22 protein-coding genes are annotated in these 23,096 nt (G+C 48.3%); 8 read left to right on the top strand and 14 right to left on the bottom strand.

Translation table 11 applies throughout. From position 1 onward, the window contains the following. Window positions 1-19: 19 nt before the first annotated feature. A complete protein-coding gene (locus tag CYJ37_RS20850) occupies window positions 20-784 on the bottom strand; it encodes a GNAT family N-acetyltransferase (protein WP_009791839.1) in 765 nt (254 codons plus the stop codon). A 247-nt stretch (window positions 785-1,031) separates the two neighbouring features. Here CYJ37_RS20850 and CYJ37_RS20845 point away from each other — a divergent pair, with 247 nt between their 5' ends. After that, window positions 1,032-1,442, top strand: coding sequence for a potassium channel family protein (locus CYJ37_RS20845; protein ID WP_101551589.1), 411 nt, complete (start codon window positions 1,032-1,034; stop codon window positions 1,440-1,442). 55 nt (window positions 1,443-1,497) lie between these two features. On the opposite strand, the gene nhaC is transcribed toward CYJ37_RS20845, so the two are convergent. Continuing rightward, window positions 1,498-2,919 (bottom strand): Na+/H+ antiporter NhaC, encoded by a 1,422-nt coding sequence (gene nhaC / locus CYJ37_RS20840; protein WP_094769119.1) that lies wholly within the window; start codon window positions 2,917-2,919, stop codon window positions 1,498-1,500. A 455-nt stretch (window positions 2,920-3,374) separates the two neighbouring features. Between nhaC and CYJ37_RS20835 the strand changes: the two genes are divergently transcribed. Further along, a complete protein-coding gene (locus CYJ37_RS20835) occupies window positions 3,375-3,779 on the top strand; it encodes a DUF2500 domain-containing protein (protein ID WP_101551587.1) in 405 nt (134 codons plus the stop codon). Between the two features lie 55 nt (window positions 3,780-3,834). Here CYJ37_RS20835 and CYJ37_RS27420 read toward each other — a convergent pair whose 3' ends face one another. Then, entirely contained in the window at window positions 3,835-4,011 is a 177-nt protein-coding gene (locus CYJ37_RS27420) for a hypothetical protein (RefSeq protein ID WP_009791850.1), read from the bottom strand. 138 nt (window positions 4,012-4,149) lie between these two features. Then, window positions 4,150-4,848: a Na-translocating system protein MpsC family protein gene (locus CYJ37_RS20830; RefSeq protein ID WP_101551585.1), complete on the bottom strand. Its 699-nt coding sequence runs from the start codon at window positions 4,846-4,848 to the stop codon at window positions 4,150-4,152. Window positions 4,849-5,158: 310 nt separating this feature from the next. Between CYJ37_RS20830 and CYJ37_RS20825 the strand changes: the two genes are divergently transcribed. After that, on the top strand, window positions 5,159-5,857 hold the full coding sequence (locus CYJ37_RS20825; RefSeq protein WP_009791854.1) for a Na-translocating system protein MpsC family protein: 699 nt from the start codon (window positions 5,159-5,161) through the stop codon (window positions 5,855-5,857). Between the two features lie 124 nt (window positions 5,858-5,981). After that, window positions 5,982-6,404 carry an anti-sigma regulatory factor gene (locus CYJ37_RS20820; RefSeq protein ID WP_022543469.1) on the top strand — a complete coding sequence of 141 codons (423 nt, stop codon included), beginning with the start codon at window positions 5,982-5,984 and terminating at the stop codon, window positions 6,402-6,404. A 96-nt stretch (window positions 6,405-6,500) separates the two neighbouring features. Here CYJ37_RS20820 and CYJ37_RS20815 read toward each other — a convergent pair whose 3' ends face one another. The 5 genes from CYJ37_RS20815 to CYJ37_RS20795 form a co-directional block, all read right to left on the bottom strand. Further along, a complete protein-coding gene (locus CYJ37_RS20815) occupies window positions 6,501-7,646 on the bottom strand; it encodes a glycerate kinase (protein ID WP_094769122.1) in 1,146 nt (381 codons plus the stop codon). 24 nt (window positions 7,647-7,670) lie between these two features. Continuing rightward, window positions 7,671-8,978 carry a GntP family permease gene (locus tag CYJ37_RS20810; RefSeq protein ID WP_101551583.1) on the bottom strand — a complete coding sequence of 436 codons (1,308 nt, stop codon included), beginning with the start codon at window positions 8,976-8,978 and terminating at the stop codon, window positions 7,671-7,673. Between the two features lie 86 nt (window positions 8,979-9,064). Next, window positions 9,065-10,186, bottom strand: a complete 1,122-nt coding sequence (locus CYJ37_RS20805; protein ID WP_180827399.1) for a sugar diacid recognition domain-containing protein — start codon at window positions 10,184-10,186, stop codon at window positions 9,065-9,067. Window positions 10,187-10,263: 77 nt separating this feature from the next. Beyond that, window positions 10,264-11,724, bottom strand: coding sequence for a carboxylesterase/lipase family protein (locus CYJ37_RS20800; protein WP_101551579.1), 1,461 nt, complete (start codon window positions 11,722-11,724; stop codon window positions 10,264-10,266). A gap of 73 nt (window positions 11,725-11,797) precedes the next feature. After that, window positions 11,798-13,255 (bottom strand): protein adenylyltransferase SelO, encoded by a 1,458-nt coding sequence (locus CYJ37_RS20795; protein ID WP_101551577.1) that lies wholly within the window; start codon window positions 13,253-13,255, stop codon window positions 11,798-11,800. Between the two features lie 279 nt (window positions 13,256-13,534). On the opposite strand from CYJ37_RS20795, the gene CYJ37_RS20790 reads away from it, so the two are divergent. Beyond that, window positions 13,535-14,431, top strand: coding sequence for a 3-hydroxyacyl-CoA dehydrogenase (locus tag CYJ37_RS20790; RefSeq protein WP_101551575.1), 897 nt, complete (start codon window positions 13,535-13,537; stop codon window positions 14,429-14,431). Between the two features lie 401 nt (window positions 14,432-14,832). On the opposite strand, the gene CYJ37_RS20785 is transcribed toward CYJ37_RS20790, so the two are convergent. The 5 genes from CYJ37_RS20785 to CYJ37_RS20760 all read right to left on the bottom strand — a co-directional run bounded on the left by CYJ37_RS20785 (window position 14,833) and on the right by CYJ37_RS20760 (window position 20,469). Continuing rightward, complete coding sequence (locus CYJ37_RS20785) at window positions 14,833-15,540, bottom strand: M48 family metallopeptidase (protein WP_101551573.1); 708 nt, start codon at window positions 15,538-15,540, stop codon at window positions 14,833-14,835. 7 nt (window positions 15,541-15,547) lie between these two features. Further along, window positions 15,548-16,063 carry a DUF1456 family protein gene (locus tag CYJ37_RS20780; protein ID WP_101551572.1) on the bottom strand — a complete coding sequence of 172 codons (516 nt, stop codon included), beginning with the start codon at window positions 16,061-16,063 and terminating at the stop codon, window positions 15,548-15,550. Window positions 16,064-16,130: 67 nt separating this feature from the next. After that, complete coding sequence (abc-f, locus tag CYJ37_RS20775; protein ID WP_101551570.1) at window positions 16,131-18,032, bottom strand: ribosomal protection-like ABC-F family protein; 1,902 nt, start codon at window positions 18,030-18,032, stop codon at window positions 16,131-16,133. A 478-nt stretch (window positions 18,033-18,510) separates the two neighbouring features. Then, window positions 18,511-19,521 (bottom strand): C45 family autoproteolytic acyltransferase/hydolase, encoded by a 1,011-nt coding sequence (locus CYJ37_RS20765; protein WP_257964272.1) that lies wholly within the window; start codon window positions 19,519-19,521, stop codon window positions 18,511-18,513. Window positions 19,522-19,572: 51 nt separating this feature from the next. Next, window positions 19,573-20,469 carry an aminoglycoside phosphotransferase family protein gene (locus tag CYJ37_RS20760; protein WP_101551564.1) on the bottom strand — a complete coding sequence of 299 codons (897 nt, stop codon included), beginning with the start codon at window positions 20,467-20,469 and terminating at the stop codon, window positions 19,573-19,575. A 276-nt stretch (window positions 20,470-20,745) separates the two neighbouring features. Here CYJ37_RS20760 and CYJ37_RS20755 point away from each other — a divergent pair, with 276 nt between their 5' ends. The 3 genes from CYJ37_RS20755 (at window position 20,746) to CYJ37_RS20745 (ending at window position 22,970) form a co-directional block, all read left to right on the top strand. After that, on the top strand, window positions 20,746-21,537 hold the full coding sequence (locus CYJ37_RS20755) for a transporter substrate-binding domain-containing protein (protein WP_101551562.1): 792 nt from the start codon (window positions 20,746-20,748) through the stop codon (window positions 21,535-21,537). A gap of 63 nt (window positions 21,538-21,600) precedes the next feature. Beyond that, window positions 21,601-22,245 (top strand): amino acid ABC transporter permease, encoded by a 645-nt coding sequence (locus CYJ37_RS20750; protein WP_009791872.1) that lies wholly within the window; start codon window positions 21,601-21,603, stop codon window positions 22,243-22,245. Continuing rightward, window positions 22,242-22,970 (top strand): amino acid ABC transporter ATP-binding protein, encoded by a 729-nt coding sequence (locus CYJ37_RS20745; protein ID WP_009791873.1) that lies wholly within the window; start codon window positions 22,242-22,244, stop codon window positions 22,968-22,970. The genes CYJ37_RS20750 and CYJ37_RS20745 overlap by 4 nt, the downstream gene beginning before the upstream one ends. Window positions 22,971-23,096 lie beyond the last annotated feature (126 nt).

Here is a 23,096-nt window from a genome sequence, read left to right as displayed (position 1 = left end):
ATCGCTGAAAAATCCAAATCTAGCCTAAGCCACCCAGCGCCTTTAATCGCTTCACCGCCGAATGCACAGTCAGCCTATGATAAGAAATCAGTCTCTTTTTAAAAACTGCCCCATAAATGCCATACGGTGTCGGCGAAAGGCGCAGCAGTTCTTCCCTGCTTGTCAGCTCAATGATATTCGCTCTCAGCCCCAGTTTTTCTGCAGCGGCTGTGAGGTTGTCTGCCGCAATTTCCACAAACGGACACTGCGGCATTCGCAGAATCGTCAGTTCCTCGAATGGTTCCAGCCGCTTCTTCCAGTCACCGGGAAAATAGGGGTCAGGATCATCCCCAAATTTATAAACCATGAGCTCGAACCCATAGGGAGCCCTTCCTTTTTCCACAAATCCATGCTTGATGAAAATGTCGGCGCTTGGCGTCCAGGAGGTATCCGGATTCGTGATTACGATGACACCTGCTTTCTGCTGCTTTCTGGCATCCTCCAAGCAACGCTCAATCAATTGCGAGGCATATCCTTTCCCTGTCACATGCACCCAAAGGCAATGGATGACAAGATAATTTTCCCCATAGACAGCCCTTGAGGAAAATTCGATCGGCGTATATTCAATGAATCCGGCCTGTCTGCCGTTCTCCAGGACTTTCAAATACTTCAGGCCCTCTGTAAATCTCTCGGTCAGCCATAGATTTTTATTTTGGTAGCCTGAGGAACCCGGCTTGCTGCGCAGGCAGTAGCAGCCTTCCCCAAGGCATTCTCCATTTAGTTCTTTCAGTACTGCAGCAGGCATATTTCTCCCCTTCCTTTTTCTCTATTTGCAAGGATGCGTATAAGATAAGGATGATGAGAGCCCAATTTTATCCGTCATCTTTCTTCTTTTTTCATCCGTTTCGCTTCCATGCATATTATTTCTTCACACCGGCCGCATTTCCTCCTTTTACCAGATAGGAACGTTTGCTGGCAGTTCTAACGTTTACCCGCCGACCATTAAGGTCAAATACATAATATAGGCTGGATATAAGGAGGTTCACTTTGTTTTGAGTTCTGTTTTAACTGGGGCTGCCCTCGTTTTTATCGGGGCAAATCTGTATTATTTTTTTGCCAATAAGTCCTATAAGAAGAGCCGCTTCAGCTCTGTCTTATTTTTAAAGTTGTTTTTTGTAATGCTCGGCCTCACGCTTGGCTTTTCCGTCATTTTTTACGCCCTTTCACTCGATGATGTGGTGCTGCGGGTTGGAACACTGGACGGGAAGCCTGCCGACCAATCGTTTATGAATCTGCTCTATTTCAGCGGAGTCACCATTCTATCTGTCGGCTACGGAGACCTGATCCCGGTAGGCTCACTCCGGTTTTTTGCCCTGCTTGAAGCTACCATTGGCGTCCTGCTGCCCACTGCCTATTTTATGAAAGCGATGGGTTCTTCAGGGAAGGAAGAAGAGCAGGATTAGGGTGAAAATAAAGAAAGGCTGCCAGACAAAATTGTCTGGCAGCCTCTTTATTATGTTATGATGCTTCCACCGTTTTCATGGAAGTTTTCTTCTTTGGACGATCTTTCTCAGTCATGGTCAGCCCGGTGAATCCGTAGAACAGGGATACGAGCGGAGTGATCAGGGCAAGGAAACAGAATGGCAGATAGGCCCCTGTTGCAACGCCAAGTGCGCCTGCGGTATAAATGCCGCTTCCAGTCCACGGGACAAGTGAGGAGCTTTGTGTCCCGGTGTCTTCCAATATCCTCGACAGATTCTCAGGCTTGAGGTTAAGCCGTTCAAAAATAGGTCTCATCAGTGTGCCGCCCATGACGGTCGAGAAGTATACCGATCCGCCGATGGCAAGTGTTGCATAGCTGACAAGAATGGTCACAAGGGTTAAAACACCAGTGCTTTGGATCTTATCAGCAAAAGAAGCAATGAGCGCTTCCAGGACGCCGGATTCGGCGAGCATCCCGCCAAGGCCGAGCGCGAACAGGAACAGCGCAATGAGCGCCAGCATGCTGACCAGTCCGCCGCGCTGAAGCAGGCTGTCGGCCATTTCGATGCCGGACTCTACTCCATAGCCATTATAAAAAATGCTGATCGTTTCTGAAAAACTGAAGCCCTGATAAACGATGGCAATGATTCCGCCAACGGCTGCACCGATAAAGATGGCCGGGATGGCCGGCTTTTTCAGCATAAGCATCCCGATCAGGACGATGACAGGAATCATCGGCACCAGCCCGAGATTAAATGCTTCAGCCAAATAGGATGTCAGTTCATTTACACTTGCGGCATCTACAGTGGCTCCGCTGTATCTAAAGCCAATGAAGGTGAAAATGATCGCCGTGATCAGATAAGCGGGTACAGTCGTCCAGAGCATATGCTTGATATGGCTGAACAAATCTCCGCCTGAGACGGTCGGAGCCAGATTCGTCGTGTCAGACAAGGGCGACATTTTATCCCCGAAATACGCACCGCTAATGATGGCGCCGGCTGTCACGCCGACAGGTATGCCTAATGTCGTCCCTACACCCATCATGGCAATCCCTGCTGTTCCGATGGTTCCCCAGGAAGTCCCTGTTGCCACAGACACCAGTGAACAGAACAAAAGAGTCGTAACAAGGAAGAACTGTGGAGATATGGCTTTAATTCCATAATAGATCAAGGTAGGCACTGTTCCAGATGCAATCCATGCACCGATTAAAATGCCGACGGTTAATAGAATCAGCGAAGGCTGCAGCGCCTTGCTCATCGATGACAGCATCGATTTCTCCACTTGCTTATAAGAGTATCCCAATCCCATCATGAAAGGGATCAATACAAGCATACTAATAAACATCAGAATTTGAATCGGTGCATCAAAAGCAAGAATGCCGACCGAAATAACGGCAATCGCCGCAAATAGCATTAATAGCGCATAAATAAAAGACGGTTTTCTAATATCGGTTTCCAACCAACCACTCCTTACGGTAAATTTTGATCTTACAACTGTCCTGGATTGTTTTTTGACATGAATGAAATAAGATCGTGTGTTTTTGCAGTACGAGGTTAAATAGGATAAAACAGAGGGCCCTAAAAAGGGCAGCAGCGTGCAAAGCTTGTTGTGACAGGCTTTACTTGGAAGGCTTTTGCAGGGGTTCCTTCCCGCTGACCTTTTAAAAAGGTATATAAAAATAATACTATAGTGGAATTTTTCTGTAAATTCCGATATAAGCGCATATTTCATGATGAAATATGATGAGCTGACTTCAGAGCTTTTTAACTCCTATATTCTTAGTAATGCGCTGGTATGGTCAGGGAGGCTTCCTGAAAGGCAAATAGGACAGGCCTCATACAATAGGACTCTTGAAACCTTTTCCTGCTCTGTAACGTATGCTTTATAGAGGACACTGCGAAAGGAGCATAGATATGCCAGAACCATTTTTCATGGGGGACTTTATCTTTCAGGCTGCCCCCGTTTTTATCGGCATCATATTTATCATCGTTATCGGCGGCCTTATATTCAACATCTTCAAAGGGGTCGGCCAGTGGCAGAAAAATGAGCAGTCCCCCAGGCTGAGTGTAACGGCCGCAGTCAAATCAAAGCGGACAGATGTATCCAGGAGATCACATGCCCATCATGATAACCATCATCATGTTTCCTCAAGCACCCGCTATTATGTGACATTTGAATTTGACAGCGGCGACCGCTCGGAATTCCATGTATCAGGGAAAGAATATGGTTTACTTGCAGAAGGAGACGCCGGGATGCTGACGTTTCAGGGAACAAGGTATTTGGGGTTTGAGAGGAATAGAGGGCAGGACCATTCTTAAGGAGAGGCGGGGGTTTGCCTCTCCTTCATTTCTTGCTCTCCGGTCTTTCGGGAAGTCAGTATCCTTGTATCCTGTTTATGACGGTCAGCAGGACCTGAATATCCGCCTGAAGTTCTTTTTTAAAAAATTCATCTTCACATTGTTCATAATCCTGTTTCAGACGAACAAGCTCTTCCATAAAGAGATCTAATTCTTCTTCCATTATGCTGGTCTTTGGCTGTTTCTGTGCCATTGATACCCTCCTGTTTTAATAGATCGCAAATGACCTATTGCAAAATCTGCTGCTGAGCAAAAAGAAAAAGCCGAAAAGAACAGGGCTCCCTGTTCTCTTCGGCTTATGTCCGGCATCATTGTCCGGTTCATTACTGCCTTATGAATCATTTGGTTTAAGTATAAATGAAATAACACTGTTATCCAGTTCAAAATTCCAATCAACAAAAACGTCCTGTATCTCCGCGTCCAGGATATCAGAAAAGTGAATATTATTGCTGAGCATTTCACCTTCCAGCTGCCTTTTGGCAACCCGGAGCGTTTCCACAAATCCCAGGGCAATCAGCTGCTTTTCGATTGGCACCAATATTCCCTCGCGTATGACAACCAACGTGCGGGATCCGAGCATATAAGATTCAACCCGGTCCGGGGCTTTCTCCGCCTGCCTGCTTATGCTGATGATTTCTTCGTGGACCTTTTTCTTTCCCTTGTAGTCAGATTCTGAATCTTTGCCTTCAGCCACAATGGACGGGCCTACGCCGACAAAGACCCCTGTCTGCCTGTCAAGATTCCAATCATAATACATATGCTGAATGTCTATATCCGTGATCGCTTTGATCTGGCCCCGCATTTCAGGGTCAAGCGATTTCATCAGATATTCTCTTGTTGTCAGTACCGTCAAATCCTGGCCCTGGTCAAGAAGCACCTGCTCAGTGGCTGATATAAAGCCGCTTATATAAATAAGGACATATGGCTTTGATACCGTCACGTAAATGGCTTCCGGGCCTTTTCCGAACTTCTCCCGCAGCAGCTTGCCAAAGTTGTTCGACAGTTTTGTCTGCTGCGCCTTAATTTCCATGTTTCCGTCTATCCCTGCACTTAGAAAGAAGCATCATATCCTCTCTCCTTTTTTCCATTTTAGCATCTGCCTGCCAGAAGGGAAACTCCTAAAAGGCAAATCTCCACAACATAATTTTCCCCTTTTTATCACAAAAAAACATATTTTATGAATAATCTGTAAAAATATAGAGGAATATTTTAATTTTGGAAGAATAAATAGGTAGATTCAATTTTTTACGGTATAATTGCATTATCTCAAGACTAACGATCCCCGTCCCCGCTGCTGAACGGATTTGGGATATGATGCCTGAATCTAAAGGATGGCGAGAATGGACATTAAGAAAAAAGAAAAAGAATTGGGATCTTTTATTGGACGGGTTTTGCGCGGAGCTTTTGGCAAGGGGCCGGGGGCCGTGTTTGCCACTATTTCTCCCCCTTATATCACTGTATATATGAAAGACTTTATGTCACAGATAGAAGATAGATTATTAGATACAGAGCAAAGCAAATATGTCGAGAAAATCAGGGACATGCTGATGCCCGCACTCATAGAGGAGATAAAGGTATATATCCAAATGGATATAGGCGTCACCATTGATGAATTCTATTATGACTGGAATCTGGAAAGCCATTCAGGGATGTTCATCGGCGTTTCGACAGAGGCCGCCCCGGAATACAGCCATTATCAGAACCAGGAAGCTGTACATAAGGAAGTCATCCAAGTCAGTCTGGAAGCCGAAAAGCCTCCAGGCGAAGTATATTCTTCCCTGCTGAATCCAAGGACTCTTGTGATTGTCCGGAATCAAATACTGGTAGCTGTTGAAAAAGAATTAATCCGGCAGGGCTATCCGGAAGTGCTTACCCTCGCCAAACGGGATCTGGAAAAAAGATTGTTCATGGAGCACAGGCCGCAGTTCGAACACTATTTGGATGCAGAGCTGGAAAATGTGTTTGTTTCATGGGATTTTGAACAAGACAAAAGCGTGTGCCTCTTCATCTTAAAACCGAATCATAACAGGCAGCAATGACCCAGGCGATAGAACTGGACATGAGCCAAGAGAAGGAAGCCTCCTTCTTTTGGCTCTTTTTTTTAATAGACGATTGACCAAACAAATGCCAGAGCAAGAAATGGCAGTAAGGGGTTTGTCAGGCATGGAGAAATCAGCAGTGGTTCAAATTATAAAGGAGAATGATATCATTCTGGCCAGAAAGATGGGTAGAGAACTTGCTCGATCCCTTTACTTTAATCCCATTGATCAGGCAAGAATCCTGACAGTCATCTCAGAGCTTGCCAGAAACATCTACCGGTATGCAGGCAGCGGGCAAATTCAGTATGAGAAGCTCACAGCAGGAACTCAAATAGGGCTTCGCCTTACTGCCATCGACCATGGACCGGGAATCAGAGACATTCCGAAGGCACTGGAGCAGGGCTATTCCAGCAGCAATGGGTTTGGGGCAGGGCTGCCTGCTGTAAAACGGATGATGGATGAATTCCGGATTGATTCCAGCAAAGAGATGGGAACCAAAGTTACCGTGATTAAATGGAAAACCAGAATCTTTGGAGGTATGTGCTAAGCCGGCGTTATGGACGGATGGCAGGGAAAAGAAACACAAAGAAAAGCGCCTGAAATTTAAAAATCAGGGCGCTTTTTATATGATAGCCTTCCAATATTAATGCCTGCCCTGCCGTCCCAGCCTCCAAACAGCCGCCACATTGGCTGCCGCCTGTTCTGCATATTCTGCTGCGTTCCGGAAGGCATCCTCCAAAGGGACTGCTCCCGGCACGATGCTGAAGACTGCGTCAATCCCATGCTCCCGCACAACCTCACAGTCTCTTGAAATGCTGCCGGCCAGCCCGATCACCGGAACGCCCGATTTTTTGGCGGTTCTGGCAACGCCGATCGGGGTTTTTCCGAAAATCGTCTGTCCATCGATCCTGCCTTCTCCTGTGATGACAAGATCAGCATCTGCCACGATCTTCTCCAGTCCGGCAGCTGCAATGACAATATCGACTCCCCGCTTCAGCTCAGCTGGAAGAAAGGCGAGCAGTCCCCCGCCAAGGCCGCCTGCAGCTCCTGCCCCAGGCACATCCTTGATTTTCTTCCCAAGATTCTTTTCAATCACACCAGCATAATGCGCCAGATTTCGATCCAGCATTCCGATCATCTGAGGATCGGCGCCTTTTTGCGGACCAAAAATGGCGGAAGCCCCTTTTTCTCCGGTCAGCGGGTTGTCGACATCACATGCGACCTCAATCTTTACATCTGCAAGGCGTCCGTCGAGCTGTGAAAGATCAATTGATGAGAGGCCTGATAGCGCTCCTCCGCCCCCGCCGATTTCCCGGCCTTCTTCATCGAGCAAGCGGGCGCCAAGTGCCTGAGCCATACCCGCCCCTCCGTCATTCGTCGCGCTGCCGCCGATTCCGATGATGATATGGGTGACTCCGACATCAAGTGCACTCTTGATTAATTCGCCGGTCCCTTTTGTGGTTGTCACAAGAGGGTTTCTTTTTCCGGCAGGCACCAGGTGAAGTCCTGATGCTGCCGCCATTTCAATGACGGCGGTTTTCTTATCTCCCAAAAGGCCGAAGAAGGCTTCCACAGGCTCCCCCAGCGGTCCTGTCACCAGTGCCGGTATAATGGTTCCGCCGGTCGCATCGACCAGTGACTGGACCGTACCTTCCCCGCCATCAGCCATCGGCACCTTCACATATTCAGCATCAGGAATGATGCGCTTGAAGCCTTTTTCGATACAATCAGCGGCCTCCATGGCCGACAAGCTCTCTTTATAGGAATCTGGTGCAATGACAATCTTCATTTCTATCACTCCTGTTTTTGAATCTTATCCGAACAGCTGAAATACACCGTAAATGAGAGTAGATACTACCGCCATTGTAAGTCCCACCAGTGATTCGTACGGCATGACCTTCAAACGTTCTTTCATTTCCATATTGACGCTTCCGCCTGTTGCATGGAAAAAGCTTCCGTGCGGCAGATGGTCAAGGACAGTTGCTCCCGCATGGACCATGGCTGCGCCTGCTAAGGCGCTGACGCCCATTTCCAGGATGGTTGAACTGAATACCTGGCTTGCTACAGCTGTACCTGCCGTTGTCGAAGCGGTGGCAGCCGACATGAAGATCCCGGATGCAGGTGCAAGCACATACCCTGGCAGACCGACGGCCTCAAGTCCATTTATAAGAACATCCTTCAGCCCTGAATTGGCGATGATTCCCGCCAATGTGCCTGTTCCAAGCAGCATGATGGCGACGCCTGTCATTTTCCCGAGTCCTGAGACGGCAAAATCATTGATCTTCCTTGCTTTGCCCATCACAATCGCTCCCGCAATCCCTCCAAGCGGCAGGGCAATCATCGGATCGATGCTGATATCAAATAATGGCCTCAATGCCAGTAAAATGATAGTAACGACAGGTCCGATCAGTGCGGCCCAAAACGGCGGAAGCGCGCCTCCAGTGTGCGGGGCAACTTCGCTTGCTGAAATGGCAGTCCCTTTATTCACAAGCTTTCTCGCAATGAAATAGGTCATCGCAAGACCAAAGACTGCAGGGATGATCCCGGCTGCCATAATGCTGGTCAGCGGGATATTGAATGCATCTGATGCTGCAATGGCATTCGGGTTCGGCGACATAATATTGCCGGCCTTTCCACCGCCTATCATGGCCAGCAATATCGCCGTTTTGCTGATCCCTGCTCTTTGCGCAATGGCCAGTGCGATTGGTGCTACCGTGATGACAGCCACATCGACAAACACGCCTACCGCTGTCAAAATCATCGTGGCAGCCGCCAATGCAAGCAATGCCCTCGTTTCACCGAGCTTCTTCACAATCGTTTCTGCAATGACGGACGCGGCCCCAGATTCAATCAGCACACCGGCCAGGACGCCGGCAGCCAAAATCCGCAGAACCGCAGGGATGATGCCTTTGGCACCCTCCATCATTAAAGTGACTGTATCGGTTATATTAACCCCGCCGACCAGGCCGCCGATTAAAGCACCGGTAATCATGCCATAGGCCGGGGAAACCTTTTTCAATATCAATAGTATGGCAACAGCTAAAGCGACTATGGCCCCTAAAGCGCTTACTTGAATGGTGGCTTCCAAGATGATTCCTCCCTTAAAAGATGTTAGCTTCATTGTAAGCGTTTCCGCAAAGGTTTACATTGTTCAAAGTATAAAATAAAGGCCCGGTATTTCCGGACCTTTTTGTGCATATGCACAATTCACCTAAGCTGGTTGTGCAAAAGAGATAGATAGAGTTCCAGCAGATCCTTTATGGAGCGCGGATCCTTTCCGGTCAGCTCCTTGATCCGCTCCAGGCGGTATCTCAGTGTGTTGCGGTGTATATAGAGGCGGCTTGCCGCAGAGCTGCTGTCCCCATTTTCTTCAATATAAATCCTCAAAGTCTCCTGCAGCTCGCCTTTTTTGTCATGCTGATTTAAGTTTGCGGCATGGTGCTGGAACGCTCCTGCTATCCCGAGCTCTGCTGCCCTGGCAACAAAGACTGGCAGCTTATAATCTTCATAAAAATAAAGTGCCTGCTGCGGGTCAAGCTTCCTTCCCGCCTCCAGCGTATGTACAGCTTCCCGGTATGATCTGGAGAGCCCCTCCAAACCGGGATGATACTGGCCGATGGCCGCCTGGCATGGCAGCCCCTGGCTGCCTGCAAGCGCGGAAAGCCAGTCTCCCAACTGGTTCATGGTTTGGCCATGATCCCAGCCTTCCCGTTTTGTAATCACCTTTTTCAGCAGGATGATATAGCCGGGGTTCATCACATACAAATCTTCCTTTTCCAGCCTGTCGCGGATCCATTTATAGCTCTTGGTCTGCTCATCGGCTGCAATAACGATTGCCGTCCTCGGTATATCCAAGTCAATTCCGAGGCGGTTCACTCTTTCAAAATAGAGCGGATCCAGATTTTCACTCCCAGACAGCAGCTGGCTCGTCAGCTCTTCCTTCAGTCTTTCATCCCACTGCATCTCATCCATCAAAACAGCCTGCTGAAGGATCATTTCGGCCGCCATTCTGACAAGCTCTCCGTAGCTTCTGATTTCTTCCGGCTCCCCCGTGATCCCGATTACGCCGATGATATGATCCTGGAAGGTGATCGGAAGATTGATCCCTGCCCTGACGCCATTCAGCCGCCCGGCCTCTGCTTCAGTAATTTCAAACCCGCGGCCCGCCCCGATCACCTGGACTGCCCCTTCATGGACAGACTGGATTCTTGCCTCATCTCCCGAACCGATGATCACACCCTTCTCATTCATCACATTAATATTCCGGCCGATGATCTGCATCGTCCGATCCACGATCTCCTGAGCCAATGCCCCATCCAGAAACTTCATTTTGCACCTCCTAAAGGACGAAGGTGCCAGGTTAGTTGTCCCGGCCTTTTGAAGAAGCGGGACAACTAACCTGGCCATTATCCCCGTCCGGTAATCAGCTCACGCTTTTCTTTGTAAGGGTCAGCTTCAACCCGGCTTTCACTGTCAAAAATATAGGTATAGCGGTCCAGCGGCTGGTACGCCGGCCAATTCATGTCATCTCCAGCCGCATTCGGATTGCCCGCCTTGGCAAACGAAATCCAGGCTGACTGCATATGCCGGGAAAGTTTTTGTATGGTTTCATCCACTTGGACGCCAAGCCGGCTGAAGTAGAAAAGGTTTGAAAAAACAAATGCAATCTCCAGTCCATGTGCTGCCTTGCCGACATGGGGATGCCCGGGAATATGCCAATCAAACCGGTACATCCAGACAGGAGCATGCTTTGTTTGCCCGGCAGCATATTCAATCGCAGGCTTCCAGAAAACAAAATCGGTCATGAACTGGGATTCCCCTTCAATTGTTGCCGGGTAGTGCCTTTTCACCTTTTCCGCCGCCTCCGGACCAATGAGCTTGGCCATCGCTTCATCTCTTGCAGGGCCTGGCATAGGGGCTGATCCCGGCCTGAAGAAAAAGGCCCCTTCATCATGATTGGTCCCGATCATGACAGGAATCCCACCTGCTGCTCCTCCAGTGATTGCCTGCAGCGGAGGAACCGGCAGTGTCTCCGCATCAACCGTCGGCTGGAAGATCATACCCGGCCCCTGACCCGCGGTGACCCGCTCCGCAGCCTTCAAAATATCCTCTGCCGGCACTTCATTTAATTTTTCCATGTTATGATCATCAATGCCCAGCTGCTGCAGCACCGCTTTCGCTATCATGGAAGCCTGCTCCGGCGGGATGATCTGCGATGCCCCGCTTTCCAGGATGGCCTTTTGAAACAGCCCCTTTGCAGCCGGCATGGCCAGTAAAGAGGCGATGCTCATTGCACCTGCCGACTCCCCGAACACCGTCACCTGTTCAGGATCGCCGCCAAAAGCTTCAATGTTTTCCCGGACCCATTTTAAAGCTGCAATCTGATCAAGCAATCCAAGGTTCGCTGTATAGCTGCTGTCCACTCCGGCAAGGTGCAGAAAGCCGAATGCGCCGAGCCTGTAGTTGATCGTGACGACAATAACCCCGCCGTTTTCCGCCATACTTGTCCCATCATAGAGAGGACTGCTCCCGGCACCTGCCCGAAAGGCGCCGCCATGGATCCATACCATAACCGGAAGCCCTTCCCTTGGACCTGCCGGTGCCCATATATTTAAATACAGGCAGTCTTCTGACATATTGTCAGCAGGCGCGCCAAGCATGGCTGCTATATCTTTATTTTGCGTACAAACAGGGCCAAATTCATTCGCCTCGAGGGTTCCTTCCCATGCTTCAGGCGGCTCGGGAGGCTGAAAGCGCAGCTCGCCGGCCGGTTTTTTTGCGAAAGGAATGCCTTTCCATACTGTGGCAGCGCCTCCCTCAGTACCCCTTACAAATCCCTGCTTGGTTTTCACAATGGCTGAATCCATTCACACACACTCTCCCTTTGGATTTTTTTCAAAAAAAGAGCCCTGCCCCATGATCGGGGCAAGCTCCTGCTGATCAGGTTCCGCAATAAGTTACATAGCCTTTTCCATCATCATCGGGACCAGTGCAATATCCCTCGTCAGCCTCCGCATGAGAATATGGCTTTGCCAGCACATTCAGAAGCCTGCCCATCACACTGTAGTCTCCTTCAACAGCCGCCTCAAGGGCCTCTTCCACTCTATGGTTCCTCGGGATCACTGCCGGATTGCTGTTTTGCATCAGCGTTTTGATGTCTTCTGGTGTCCTATCCTGTTTTTCCAAACGGGACTTCCATTTATCATGCCACTCGGCAAACCCCGGCTTGCCCTCTAGAGCTGTTTCCCTGCTGATCGTTAAGGCCCGGAATGTGTTCGTATAATCCGCCTGATGATCCTTCATCAGGGAAAGGAGTTCATCGACTAGCGCTCTGTCTTCTTTTTCAACAGAGAAGATCCCAAGCTTTGCCCCCATACCTTCCAGCCAGTTGCCCTGGTAAATGTCCATAAAACCGGAAATTTCCTTCTGGGCAATCTCAACAGCCTGGTCCTGATCATCATGCAGAAGGACCAGGAGGCTCTCCGCCAGACGGGCCAGATTCCAGCCGGCCATGTACGGCTGATTTCCGTAGGCATAGCGTCCCTGCACATCGATGGAGCTGAAGACAGTTTCAGGATTGTAGGTGTCCATAAAAGCACATGGGCCGTAATCGATCGTCTCGCCGCTGATCGTCATATTATCGGTATTCATAACCCCATGGATGAACCCGGCCAGCTGCCATTTGGCGATTAATGAGGCCTGGCGCCTGATGACCGCTTTAAGGAGTTCAAGATATGGCTGCTCGTGTCCCTCTATTTCCGGGTAGTGGCGGAGAATGGCATAGTCCGCAAGAGCTTTGACATCTTCCTTCTCACCGAATTGCGCGGCGAACTGGAAGGTGCCGACACGGAGATGGCTGTCAGCTACCCTTGTTAAAATGGCGCCGGGCAGCATGGTCTCCCTCCGGATCATTTCACCTGTCGTGACAACGGCGAGGCTCCTGGTCGTCGGGATTCCGAGGCTGTGCATCGCTTCGCTTATGATATACTCGCGCAGCATCGGGCCTAGTGCCGCCCGGCCGTCTCCGCCGCGGGAATAAGGTGTCCGCCCCGAGCCCTTCAGCTGGATGTCAAAGCGGTCGCCTTCCGGGGTGATCTGCTCGCCGATCAAGAGCGCGCGGCCGTCCCCAAGCATATTGAAGTGGCCGAACTGATGCCCCGCATATGCCTGTGCAAGCGGCGACGCTCCTTCAGGCATTTCATTTCCGGCCAGAATGCTGATGCTTTCATTACTCTGAAGCTCTTCAGCATCCAGTCCCAGTGAAGCCGCCAAAGGCCCATTCAGAATGGCCAGCTCCGGCGCCTCCACAGGATTGGGATCCTGGCTTGTAAAAAACATCTCCGGCAGGCGTGTGTAGCTGTTATCTAACTCCCACCCTGTTCTATTGCTGTTTGTCATTGTATCCCCTTTACGTTTTTGACATAAAAATCCTATTTGCAGTCGATAGTTTTATTATACCCTTTCCCTTTTCAGTTGACGCGCGGAATGCACGGGAGGAGCGGATGGATGTTTTTAAAGGCTGAGAACTGTGCGGGACTTTTGTGCATCATCCTATTTAAGAACGGTGGTATAGTTCTTTTTACCCAAGCATTATACTTCTATAATTTCTCAGCTTAGGTTTATAATAAGAGTGGTAGTAAATCTATGAATGATACAAATAGAAAGGGAGTTTTTTCTATGAATTACAAGAATGTAACCGTTGCCGGAAGCGGAGTGCTTGGAAGCCAGATCGCATTCCAGACGGCATTTAAAGGGTTCAATGTATCTGTATATGATATCAACGACGAGGCACTTGACCGTGCAAGAGATAGAATCGGGAAGCTGAAGCCGCGCTACCAGGAGGACCTTGGATCCAGTGAAGAAGAAGTAAATTCAGCCTATGAGCGCATTTCCTTCCACAGTGACCTGGCTGCAGCGGTTGCTGATGCCGACCTCGTGATTGAGGCAGTTCCAGAAGTCGTGCAGATCAAGATTGATTTTTATACAAAGCTCGGGTCTGTGGCACCTGAGAAAACCATCTTTGCCACTAATTCTTCTACTCTATTGCCAAGCCAGTTTGCTGACGCGACAGGCCGTCCGGAACATTTCCTGGCACTGCACTTTGCGAATGAAATCTGGACAAACAATACAGCAGAAGTAATGGGACATCCCGGCACAAGCAAGGAAGTATTCGACGATGTCATCGAGTTTGCGAAAGCAATCGGCATGGTTGCGCTGCCTGTGCACAAAGAACAGCCCGGCTATATCCTGAATTCACTGCTTGTTCCATTCCTGGAAGCAGGCCAAAAGCTGCTCTTGAATGGCGTTGCCGATCCGGAGACGATCGACAAAACCTGGATGATCGCAACCGGCGCGCCAAAAGGCCCATTCGCCATCCTCGATATCGTCGGCGTCACAACTGCCTACAATATCGCAAACGGCAAAGGCCAGGCCGGCATGGCAGAATCCGCCAAACTGGCTGAAATGCTGAAGCGGGATTATATCGACAAAGGCAAGCTTGGAAGAGAAACAGGCGAAGGATTTTACAAATATCCGAACCCGAGCTATATGGAAGACGACTTTTTAGACAGCTGATCATTTGAAAAAGCTGCCCGATGGTGCTTATTGCGCTGGAGGGCAGCTTTTTTTGTGTGGGTTTGGGGTGAAGTATTTGGATGGATTCAGGTTTCGGACCGGGAAATGGTGCTTTGAGCAGATGGTACTTGATGAATTTAGCTTTAGAAAGCGCCTGCCGGCAGGAATTTTACATTCTTAGTCCCAAATGGAGGGTATGTTTGCGGGCTGGATCATGTTTATTAGCAACTTTTTCGATATATTAGCAAGTTTTGGATTTTATTAGCAACTTTTCCTTTTTATTAGCAACTTTCCAGATATATTAGCAACTTTCACTTTTTATTAGCAACTAGCCCAAAATAACCCTCCCCGCCAACTCAAAAAAACACCAGCCCCCCAGGCTGGTGTTCCCCAAACTCCGCTCAAACCGTCATCTGCCAGCTTGAAAGAGCCAGCCATCTTTCCTGCTCTTTATAATCCGGCATCAGCTTCCCGACGAGGCGCCAGAAGGAGCGGTCATGATTCATATGCATCATATGGCACATTTCATGGATCACCACATATTCAATCACCTTCGGCGGAGCCATGGCCAGCTTCCAGTTGAACGTAAGCCGGCGGTTGGAGTCGCAGGTTCCCCATGTAGTAGGGCTGTCGGAGATGCGAATAGATTGCGGCTTCATTTTGAAATGCTGCTGATTGGCCTGAATGTTTTTTTCAACAAGCGCTTTGCACTGCTGATAGTAAAACCGCTTCAGAGCCTGCTGGATCTGTTCATCCCCCGGCTGCTTCACAAAAATGCGCAGCTTATCTCCGTCCACTGCAGCATAATCCTGCTCAACCCCGGCATCCATGGTCACTTCAATAGGATAAGATTTCCCCAGATAGAGGAACTTCTCATCCCGGTCATAGCTCCGTTCCTTTGGGCCCTCCAGCCGGTCCTTCATTTCCTGCGTATTCTCCAGGATCCAATCCCATCTCTCCTCCACCAGCTTCAGCACACTTTCATCCTTTGTGCCTTTAGGGACTCGGATTTCAATATGGCCAAGACCATCGATATAAATCCCGGCCGACTTCCTGTTTTTATGGACAATCTGAAAACTGATCGTCTCCCCTTGAAATGTGTGCAGCATGATACCGTCATTCTCCTCTATATTTAACCGTTAATCCTTTTAAGAAATTACGGGCAAAATTGTCTCCGCATTCTTTATAGTTTTTATGGCCTTTTTTCCTGAGAAAAGCGCCAAGCTCGCCTTTAGTCACTGTGAGCCCTGCCAGCTTGAATACATCGAGCATATCTTCACTTGTCAGGGACAATGCTATTTTCAGCTTTTTCAGCAATAGATTATTGGGATGTTCATTGTCCGACAGCCTGACCTGCGGCGCTTCCGGCTCACCTGGCCTGGGTTCCTGACGGCCGCGCTTAAAAACAATATACCCATTGAAAAACGTTTCCAGCATTTCATCAGTGCATGGAATATGCCTATCCGTTGCCACTGGAGCCGCATCATCCTCCAAATCAGGCGATTTCGTCAGAATCAGCAGCACTTCTTCCCGCGTAAATTCCATTCCGCCCAGCTTGAAAATCTCCACTACATCGTTATTCTTAATATCCATTGCATACCTGCACCGAATCAAAATATCATTATTATCCACGTTAACACACTCCTGTAATACCGGGACAGGCACACTGTCCCAATTTATTGATGAACCGGAGGAACTCTCATCCCAGCCAAAGCCCGATGGCTTCCTCCAGTTCTTTATTTAATTTCTCTTTCCTGCCATACAGCAGATTGAGCCTGTCATAATCACTTCCGGCCTCTGCCATGAAGGCATCAATTTCCTTTAATTCCTGCTCAAGCCGCTGTATTCTTGCTTCAGCCTTCTCAGCTGACGTGTCCTGTTTTGGATAAGAATGCTGATTCTTCTTTTTCTCCTCAGGCACTGGCATCACCTGGACGGCTTTTTGTTCCTTTATCATTTTATAGGAATCATAGTTGCCTGGGTAGTTTTTCAGCGAATAATCTTCTACTGCAACCACTCTTTCGCTGATTCTGTTGATAAAATAACGGTCATGTGAGATGAAGAAGATCGTTCCTTCAAAGTCTTCCAAGGCAGCTTCCAGTGTTTCGATCGATGGGATATCCAGATGATTGGTCGGCTCATCCAGGATCAGCAGATTGATATCCTGGTATAATAGCATCGCCAGCTTCAGCCTGATTCTTTCGCCGCCTGACAGCTGCTTCACCTTCGTGAAGACACTTTTTTTATAAAACATGAACTTAGCCAAATACTCGCGGGCCTTTCCTTCCACAATGGAAATGTCCTCCCGGAAGGCCTCGAGTACAGTCAGCTCTTCATCATTGAATACGATTTTCTGCGGCAGATAGGCTGCCTGCACATTGGCGCCGAGCTCTACTGTGCCTCCATCTGGCAGCACCTCGCCGAGGAGCATTTTCAGGAAAGTGGTTTTGCCGCTGCCATTTGAGCCAAGCAGACCGACTCTTTCTCCATATTGGACCAAAAGGACGCTGTTTTTAAAAATAACCTTATCATTAAAGCTTTTGCACAGCCCGTCAGCTTTGATGACTTCTTTGCCTGAACGCTGGGCGGCTTTAATATCCAGCCTCATATTTCTCCGTTTGAAGACAGGCTTTTCAATGATATCCATTTTATCAAGCTTCTTCTGAATGCTCGCTGCCCGCCGGAAGAATTTATTGTTATCCGCCCTCATCGCCCATTCGCGCAGGTCGGACACCGTCTTTTCCATCCCGTTGATTTTTTTCTGCTGCTCACGAAAATGCTCATATTGAATCCGCATATTCTCTTCCTTCTGGCTGATAAAAGAAGAATAATTGCCTTTATAAGTGATGGATTCCATATCCTCAATCTCGACTATTTTCGTCACGGTGCGGTCAAGGAAATACCGGTCATGCGAGACAATCAGGACAATGCCCCTGCAGCTTTTCAGATAACTTTCCAGCCACTCGATCGCTTCCATATCAAGATGATTCGTCGGTTCATCCAGCAGGAGGATGTCAGGATTATGGATCAGCAGCTTGCCGAGCACAACGGTCGTTTTTTCCCCGCCGCTCAAAAGATCAAAATCTGTGTTCAAAAAGCTATCGTTGAACTTAAGTCCGGTGCACACCTTGCCCAGCTTCTCTTCCCGCTCGTAGCCGCCCTTCGCCTCAAGCTGCAAAACCAGATCGCTGTATTGGTTCAAGGCTTTTTCAAGCTCCTTATCTGTGAGCACCTTCATCTGCTCCTCCAGTTCACGCATGCGTGCTTCAATTTCATCGATTTCTTCGAAAGCAAGATTCAGTACATCGTTCACAGTCAAGCCCGGCGGAAAAACCGGCGACTGTTCCAGATATGCCTTGCTCGCCCCTCTTGGAAAATGAATCAGGCCCTCATCATAGCCGGGACTGGATGTCTGCGGATAACCCGGATAATAATGCATCTTTTCAATTCCCGCGATCAGCTTCAGAATGGTGCTTTTCCCGCAGCCATTGGCCCCGACAATCCCAATCTTCTCCCCTTCAAACGCTTCAAGCGATACCTTCCTCATGATCAGTGTGGCTTCCATATATTTTTTGATTCCGTTCAATTTTAATTCGAGCATCTTTTATTCCTTCTTTCATCCATATTGGCTGCTACACTTTTATGGACAAGGCAAAGAAGATCTTCCAACTATTCAATTTTCCGCATACAAAAAGGCTGCAAGAAGATATCCCTTCCTGCAGCCTGGATGCTATTATAATTTATCGCCAGTGAAGCCTGAAATGCGCCCATCACAAAATAAGCCCATTTCAGCCTCTGGAGCAGCCTAGAGCTGCCGGACTGATCCCCGTAAATTATAAACCCGGTCGAGTAAAGTAAGTTTCCTTCTAATTTGCCATCATTCCATAAAGAGCATAACAAATAGACCTAATCAGATTAGGCATTTTAACACTCAATACAAAATTCATATTAATTTTAAAATCAATTAATATTGGCAATTAGTTGGTTCCATAAACTTACTTCACCCCTTCATAATTTTCTGTATTATCTCACGTTATCCTTTTTTTGTAAATGAGCATGCGGACTAATAATAATCCGGCTCATATTTTCCCTTGCATTGCTGTTTGTTCAAGATCTTCCCCAGCAAGCCACTTTTTTAGATTAATCTGCAGCGGATCTTCTCCACGGCAGAGAGAAGTAACTATCTGAGAGTCCTGAAAAGAGTAGCCAAACGTGTGCAGTGTTCCAAAGAGATCTTCATAGTCTGTAAAAAACAGCGGTGACTCTGAGTCCCTGAACAGATCGAAGGTTTGCTGGAAAGAAAGCTGTTTACTTCCGACCAAATCGAGATAACCGGTTCGCTTGATCGACCCATCAATATGCTCACGATTCTTCCCTGCCATCTCTTCTGACCTGAAATGGTTGACGCAGGAATGAAACACTTCCGGCCCTTGTCTTATCAATACCTTATCGGGGCTTGCCTCCACTGCCCCCTGATTGCCAAAGCTGTCAGCTAGGGAGAAATTATAGCAGGCTGCATGGGGAATTTCCTTCAGAAGTTCAGCAGCCTCCCTCACAGTGGCGCAAGTATCCAGCACCATCCTCACACTTGTCCATGCCGATAGCCCTTCCTGATAGCCATCGTGACTGACAAAATGAAGCCCTGCCGCGAGCCCTTTTTCATTCACCCCATCATGCCGGCCGATGGCCTGAAGATTGTAGCCGGCTGACGCAAGAGCCGGCAGATTCTCTGATAGAGTGAAGATACCGTCATAGAACTCTGGGGAGAAATCATAATTGCGCACATAAAAGTCTTTCGTCATAACCGCTGTACAGCCCATGGCAGCCACCTTGGGCACATCATAACCGCTGAAAAGTGCTGCTGCCTTATGATAAGGAATCTCCAAGCCGTCAGCAATCCCTTTTAATTCATCCAGGAGATGAGGAGAATAAGCTTTAAGGATTCCCTCCATTTTCTCTATATTGATAGCAGCCTTTGTGATACTTTTAAACACATTCACTATAGGCTTCCCTGACAAGTGCCTGCCCAAGGCTGCACCGTTTTCATAAGGGCCCTTCCGCAGCTGCAAAATATCCGTTTTGAATTCCATATCGAGGTCTCCTTTTGATAGATTCATACCGCTTAAAGAGTTCAACGCTGTTTATAAAACCAATGACACTAAGGCTCCAAACTTTCCCAGTCCCGCTTTCCAGTCCGGCTTCTTTCCATTCCGTACATCATAAAGGAGGTCATGAAAAATAGGCTGAAGCCCGTAAAAGCTCTGAACCCTTTTAAAGAGGGCATCTGCTGATTCATTCGTCTGATACCAGGACAGGACCTCCTTCGTGAAGTTTTCTCCATAAGCCCAGTAAATGCCCGCAAAGTCGAATGCCGGGTCTCCAAGCTGGGCGTCGGTAAAATCAATGACCGCGCTGATACGGCCCTTCTTTTCGCTGTAAATGATATTGGAAGCTGTCAAATCACCGTGAATGATAGATTTTTTAATAGAATAGCCAGGGAATTCTTCAAGAAAATCCCTGAATATCCCATTAATCAGATCCTTTTCCCTGTCTTTTAGATAAGGGAGAATTTCCTCCCTGACAGATGAATGCAAGGCTTCCCAGTACTCCAATGTATGAAGGGTTTTCAGATTCATAGTGTCTGCCTCTGCAGGGTCTATAGAGTGCAGCTTAGTTAGAAAATCGCCCAGCAGCCTTGCATTTTCCTGGTTATTCTTGAAGGAGTCCATGCTGATATCGCCCAGCATCCTGCCTTCGAGATAATCATACCGGACACATTTTAACATTTGATTCTGGTACAAATATTCATAATCCGGCAACTGCAGGATGGGGTGTTTCTTTTTCAGCAGATGCAAGAGCTTCCCTTCCGCCTCTACTTTTAAGATCACATCTTCAGATTTCGGAAACCTGAAGACGAGACTTTCATTAATGATCACGATATCGTTATCCCAGCCCTTTTCATTTGCTTGAAACTTTTTTATTTTTAAGTCTGGATATTCATCCGAAATGAACTCAAGATATTCTTCTTTTCCCAGCATATAAACCCCAGCCTCCCTCTAGCTTACTGAAGGTATTCCCCCGTTTTTTTCCAAGTATAGCATAACAGACGCAGGTACAGGACCTTTTCCCCCTGCCTCTTCCTCACACATAAACTGCCTCACAAAGCCTTTCTCCCTGTCCAATAACAACGCAAAACCGGGACACATTACCCACCCAGCTCTGTGCTGAAAGCCTTTTCCTTTGAAATTACCTGTAAACATTTGCTAACATTGTCAATGTAGCGAATTATCAGACAATAGATTGGGAGGGGTTAGATGAAAAAAATACAATTATTCAGCTTTATGATGCTAGTGATGCTGGTCCTGGCTGCATGCGGCACAGATGATGCAGACAGCAGCGGTGATGGAGGGAGCTCCGGTGACGACGGAAGCAAAACCTATACGGTTGGGACGGATACAACCTATCCTCCGTTTGAGTTTGAAGAAGGCGGCGATTATAAAGGGATTGATATTGATATCATCAATGCCATTGCAGAGGAAGAAGGGTTTGAGATTGAATTAAAGCCTATGGATTTTGGCGGCATCATCCCGGCCATCCTGGCTGACCAGCTTGATGTAGCCATTGCTGGCATGAGCATTACAGATGACCGCAAAGAAAAAGTTGATTTTTCAGACCCGTATTTTGATGCCGGGCTGACCCTTGTTGTTTCAGAAGATAACAGCGACATTACCAGTATAGACGATTTAAAAGGGAAAGTGGTCGCCGTTAAGAATGGTACAACAGGTGCGGAGCATGCCGAGGAAATTAAAGAGGAAGCCGGCATTAAAGAAGTCCGCCAATTCAATGACAGCCCGTCCATGTTCCAGGAAGTGGCCAACGGGAACGCAGACGTGCTGATTGAAGACTATCCGGTTATCGCGTACGCCATTAAAACAAGCGGCCTTGATCTGAAAACCGTCGGGGACCGCCTGACCGGCGACCAGTACGGCATCTCTGTAAAAAAAGGCGAAAACCAGGAGCTGCTGGAAAAAATCAACAGCGGCCTCCAGAAGATAAAGGATAACGGCACATACGATGAGATTTTAGGACGTTATCTGGAAGAGTAAGAATTTGCTCAGCGCGCTCCCCAAAAGCGCGCTGTCTTTTTCGAGAAAGAGAGGAGCAGCGATTTGGATATTTTCATAGAAGCCCTTCCTGTCTTATGGGCCGGGCTAAAACTGACTGCATATATTACCGTTCTCGGTCTGCTGTTTGGATTCATCATCGGGCTGATCACCGCACTTTTCCGCCTTTCCCCGATTCCGCCATTAAGGTGGATCGCCATTTGGTTCATCAACTTAGTACGGGGAACACCTTTCCTCGTTCAATTATTTTTCATTTACTTTGGATTGAATTCACTTTCGTTCATTTCGCTTGAGCCTGTAACGGCAGGTATTGTCGGCGTTGCCATCAATGCAGGCGCCTATATAGCTGAAATCATCCGGGCCGGCATTCAGTCCATCGATAAAGGGCAGACAGAAGCTGCCCGCACACTGGGGCTGACAAGTACACAGACCATGCGCTATATCATCCTGCCCCAGGCTTTAAGAAGGATGCTGCCGACATTTGTGAACCAGGCGATCATCAGCCTGAAAGACACCTCCCTCCTGTCGGTCATCGGAATCGCCGAACTGACTCAAAGAGGGCAAGTCGTCGTATCAGCGACCTATGAACCTTTTAAAATATGGGGCATGGTCGCGCTCATGTATTTCATCCTGATCTACCTGCTCACCAAGCTCGGCGACTTTATTGAAAGGAGATATCAGCTGCGATGAGCGTAATCCAAGTCAATAATCTGAAAAAATCATTCGGCGAACTCGAAGTATTGAAAGATATCAGTACAGAGGTAAAAGAGCAGGAAGTGGTCTGTGTTGTCGGCCCTTCCGGCTCTGGAAAGAGTACCTTTCTGAGATGCCTGAATAAACTTGAGGAAATTACGGGTGGCCATGTCATCGTGAATGGAAATGACATAACCGATCCTAAAATCAACATCAATAAAATCCGCCAGGAAGTCGGGATGGTGTTCCAGCACTTCAACCTTTTCCCTCATAAAACAGTGCTGCAGAATATTACCCTGGCCCCAATGAAAACGAAGGGCGTCGACAAAGAAACTGCAAAAAAGAAAGCCCTTGAACTTCTTAGAAAAGTAGGGCTTGAGGAAAAAGCGGACAGCTATCCCGGCGAATTATCCGGCGGGCAAAAACAGCGTGTTGCCATTGCCAGGGCACTTGCCATGGAGCCAAGGGTTATGCTGTTCGATGAGCCTACCTCTGCCCTCGATCCTGAAATGATCGGGGAAGTGCTCGAGGTTATGAAAGATCTTGCCCGTGAAGGCATGACCATGGTCGTCGTCACTCACGAAATGGGATTTGCCCGCGAAGTCGGGGACCGTGTCATCTTCATGGACGGCGGATATATCGTCGAAGAAGATGTCCCAGGCGAATTATTCGGCAACCCCAAACATGAACGGACTAAGGCTTTTCTTGGCAAAGTGCTTTAGGCCGGGTTTGTGGATACAACAGAAAGGAGCCCTGCTGCGGCGGCAGGGCTCCTTTTGATTTGGACTTTTGAAAAGGCGAGTTGCTAATATATCGTGAAAGTTGCTAATATCCGTCCCCTGCACCCT

Origin of the sequence: Bacillus sp. UMB0728, assembly GCF_002858875.1 — a bacterium.
Classification (GTDB): domain Bacteria; phylum Bacillota; class Bacilli; order Bacillales; family Cytobacillaceae; genus Bacillus_AB; species Bacillus_AB infantis.
Note: the sequence above shows the minus strand (reverse complement) of the source record. Positions and strands in the feature narration are given on the sequence as shown.

Excerpts from the sequence above, each read along its gene's own strand:
- CYJ37_RS20800 (WP_101551579.1), bottom strand. The coding sequence starts at position 11,724 with ATGGATTCAGCCATTGTGAAAACCAAGCAGGGATTTGTAAGGGGTACT.
- CYJ37_RS20760 (WP_101551564.1), bottom strand. The coding sequence starts at position 20,469 with ATGCTGGGAAAAGAAGAATATCTTGAGTTCATTTCGGATGAATATCCA.
- CYJ37_RS20765 (WP_257964272.1), bottom strand. The coding sequence starts at position 19,521 with ATGGAATTCAAAACGGATATTTTGCAGCTGCGGAAGGGCCCTTATGAA.
- CYJ37_RS20835 (WP_101551587.1), top strand. The coding sequence starts at position 3,375 with ATGCCAGAACCATTTTTCATGGGGGACTTTATCTTTCAGGCTGCCCCC.
- CYJ37_RS20830 (WP_101551585.1), bottom strand. The coding sequence starts at position 4,848 with ATGGAAATTAAGGCGCAGCAGACAAAACTGTCGAACAACTTTGGCAAG.
- CYJ37_RS20815 (WP_094769122.1), bottom strand. The coding sequence starts at position 7,646 with ATGAAGATTGTCATTGCACCAGATTCCTATAAAGAGAGCTTGTCGGCC.
- CYJ37_RS27420 (WP_009791850.1), bottom strand. The coding sequence starts at position 4,011 with ATGGCACAGAAACAGCCAAAGACCAGCATAATGGAAGAAGAATTAGAT.
- CYJ37_RS20850 (WP_009791839.1), bottom strand. The coding sequence starts at position 784 with ATGCCTGCTGCAGTACTGAAAGAACTAAATGGAGAATGCCTTGGGGAA.
- CYJ37_RS20785 (WP_101551573.1), bottom strand. The coding sequence starts at position 15,540 with ATGCTGCACACATTTCAAGGGGAGACGATCAGTTTTCAGATTGTCCAT.
- CYJ37_RS20810 (WP_101551583.1), bottom strand. The coding sequence starts at position 8,978 with ATGAAGCTAACATCTTTTAAGGGAGGAATCATCTTGGAAGCCACCATT.
- CYJ37_RS20745 (WP_009791873.1), top strand. The coding sequence starts at position 22,242 with ATGAGCGTAATCCAAGTCAATAATCTGAAAAAATCATTCGGCGAACTC.
- CYJ37_RS20805 (WP_180827399.1), bottom strand. The coding sequence starts at position 10,186 with ATGAAGTTTCTGGATGGGGCATTGGCTCAGGAGATCGTGGATCGGACG.
- abc-f (WP_101551570.1), bottom strand. The coding sequence starts at position 18,032 with ATGCTCGAATTAAAATTGAACGGAATCAAAAAATATATGGAAGCCACA.
- CYJ37_RS20790 (WP_101551575.1), top strand. The coding sequence starts at position 13,535 with ATGAATTACAAGAATGTAACCGTTGCCGGAAGCGGAGTGCTTGGAAGC.
- CYJ37_RS20755 (WP_101551562.1), top strand. The coding sequence starts at position 20,746 with ATGAAAAAAATACAATTATTCAGCTTTATGATGCTAGTGATGCTGGTC.
- CYJ37_RS20825 (WP_009791854.1), top strand. The coding sequence starts at position 5,159 with ATGGACATTAAGAAAAAAGAAAAAGAATTGGGATCTTTTATTGGACGG.
- CYJ37_RS20795 (WP_101551577.1), bottom strand. The coding sequence starts at position 13,255 with ATGACAAACAGCAATAGAACAGGGTGGGAGTTAGATAACAGCTACACA.
- CYJ37_RS20820 (WP_022543469.1), top strand. The coding sequence starts at position 5,982 with ATGGAGAAATCAGCAGTGGTTCAAATTATAAAGGAGAATGATATCATT.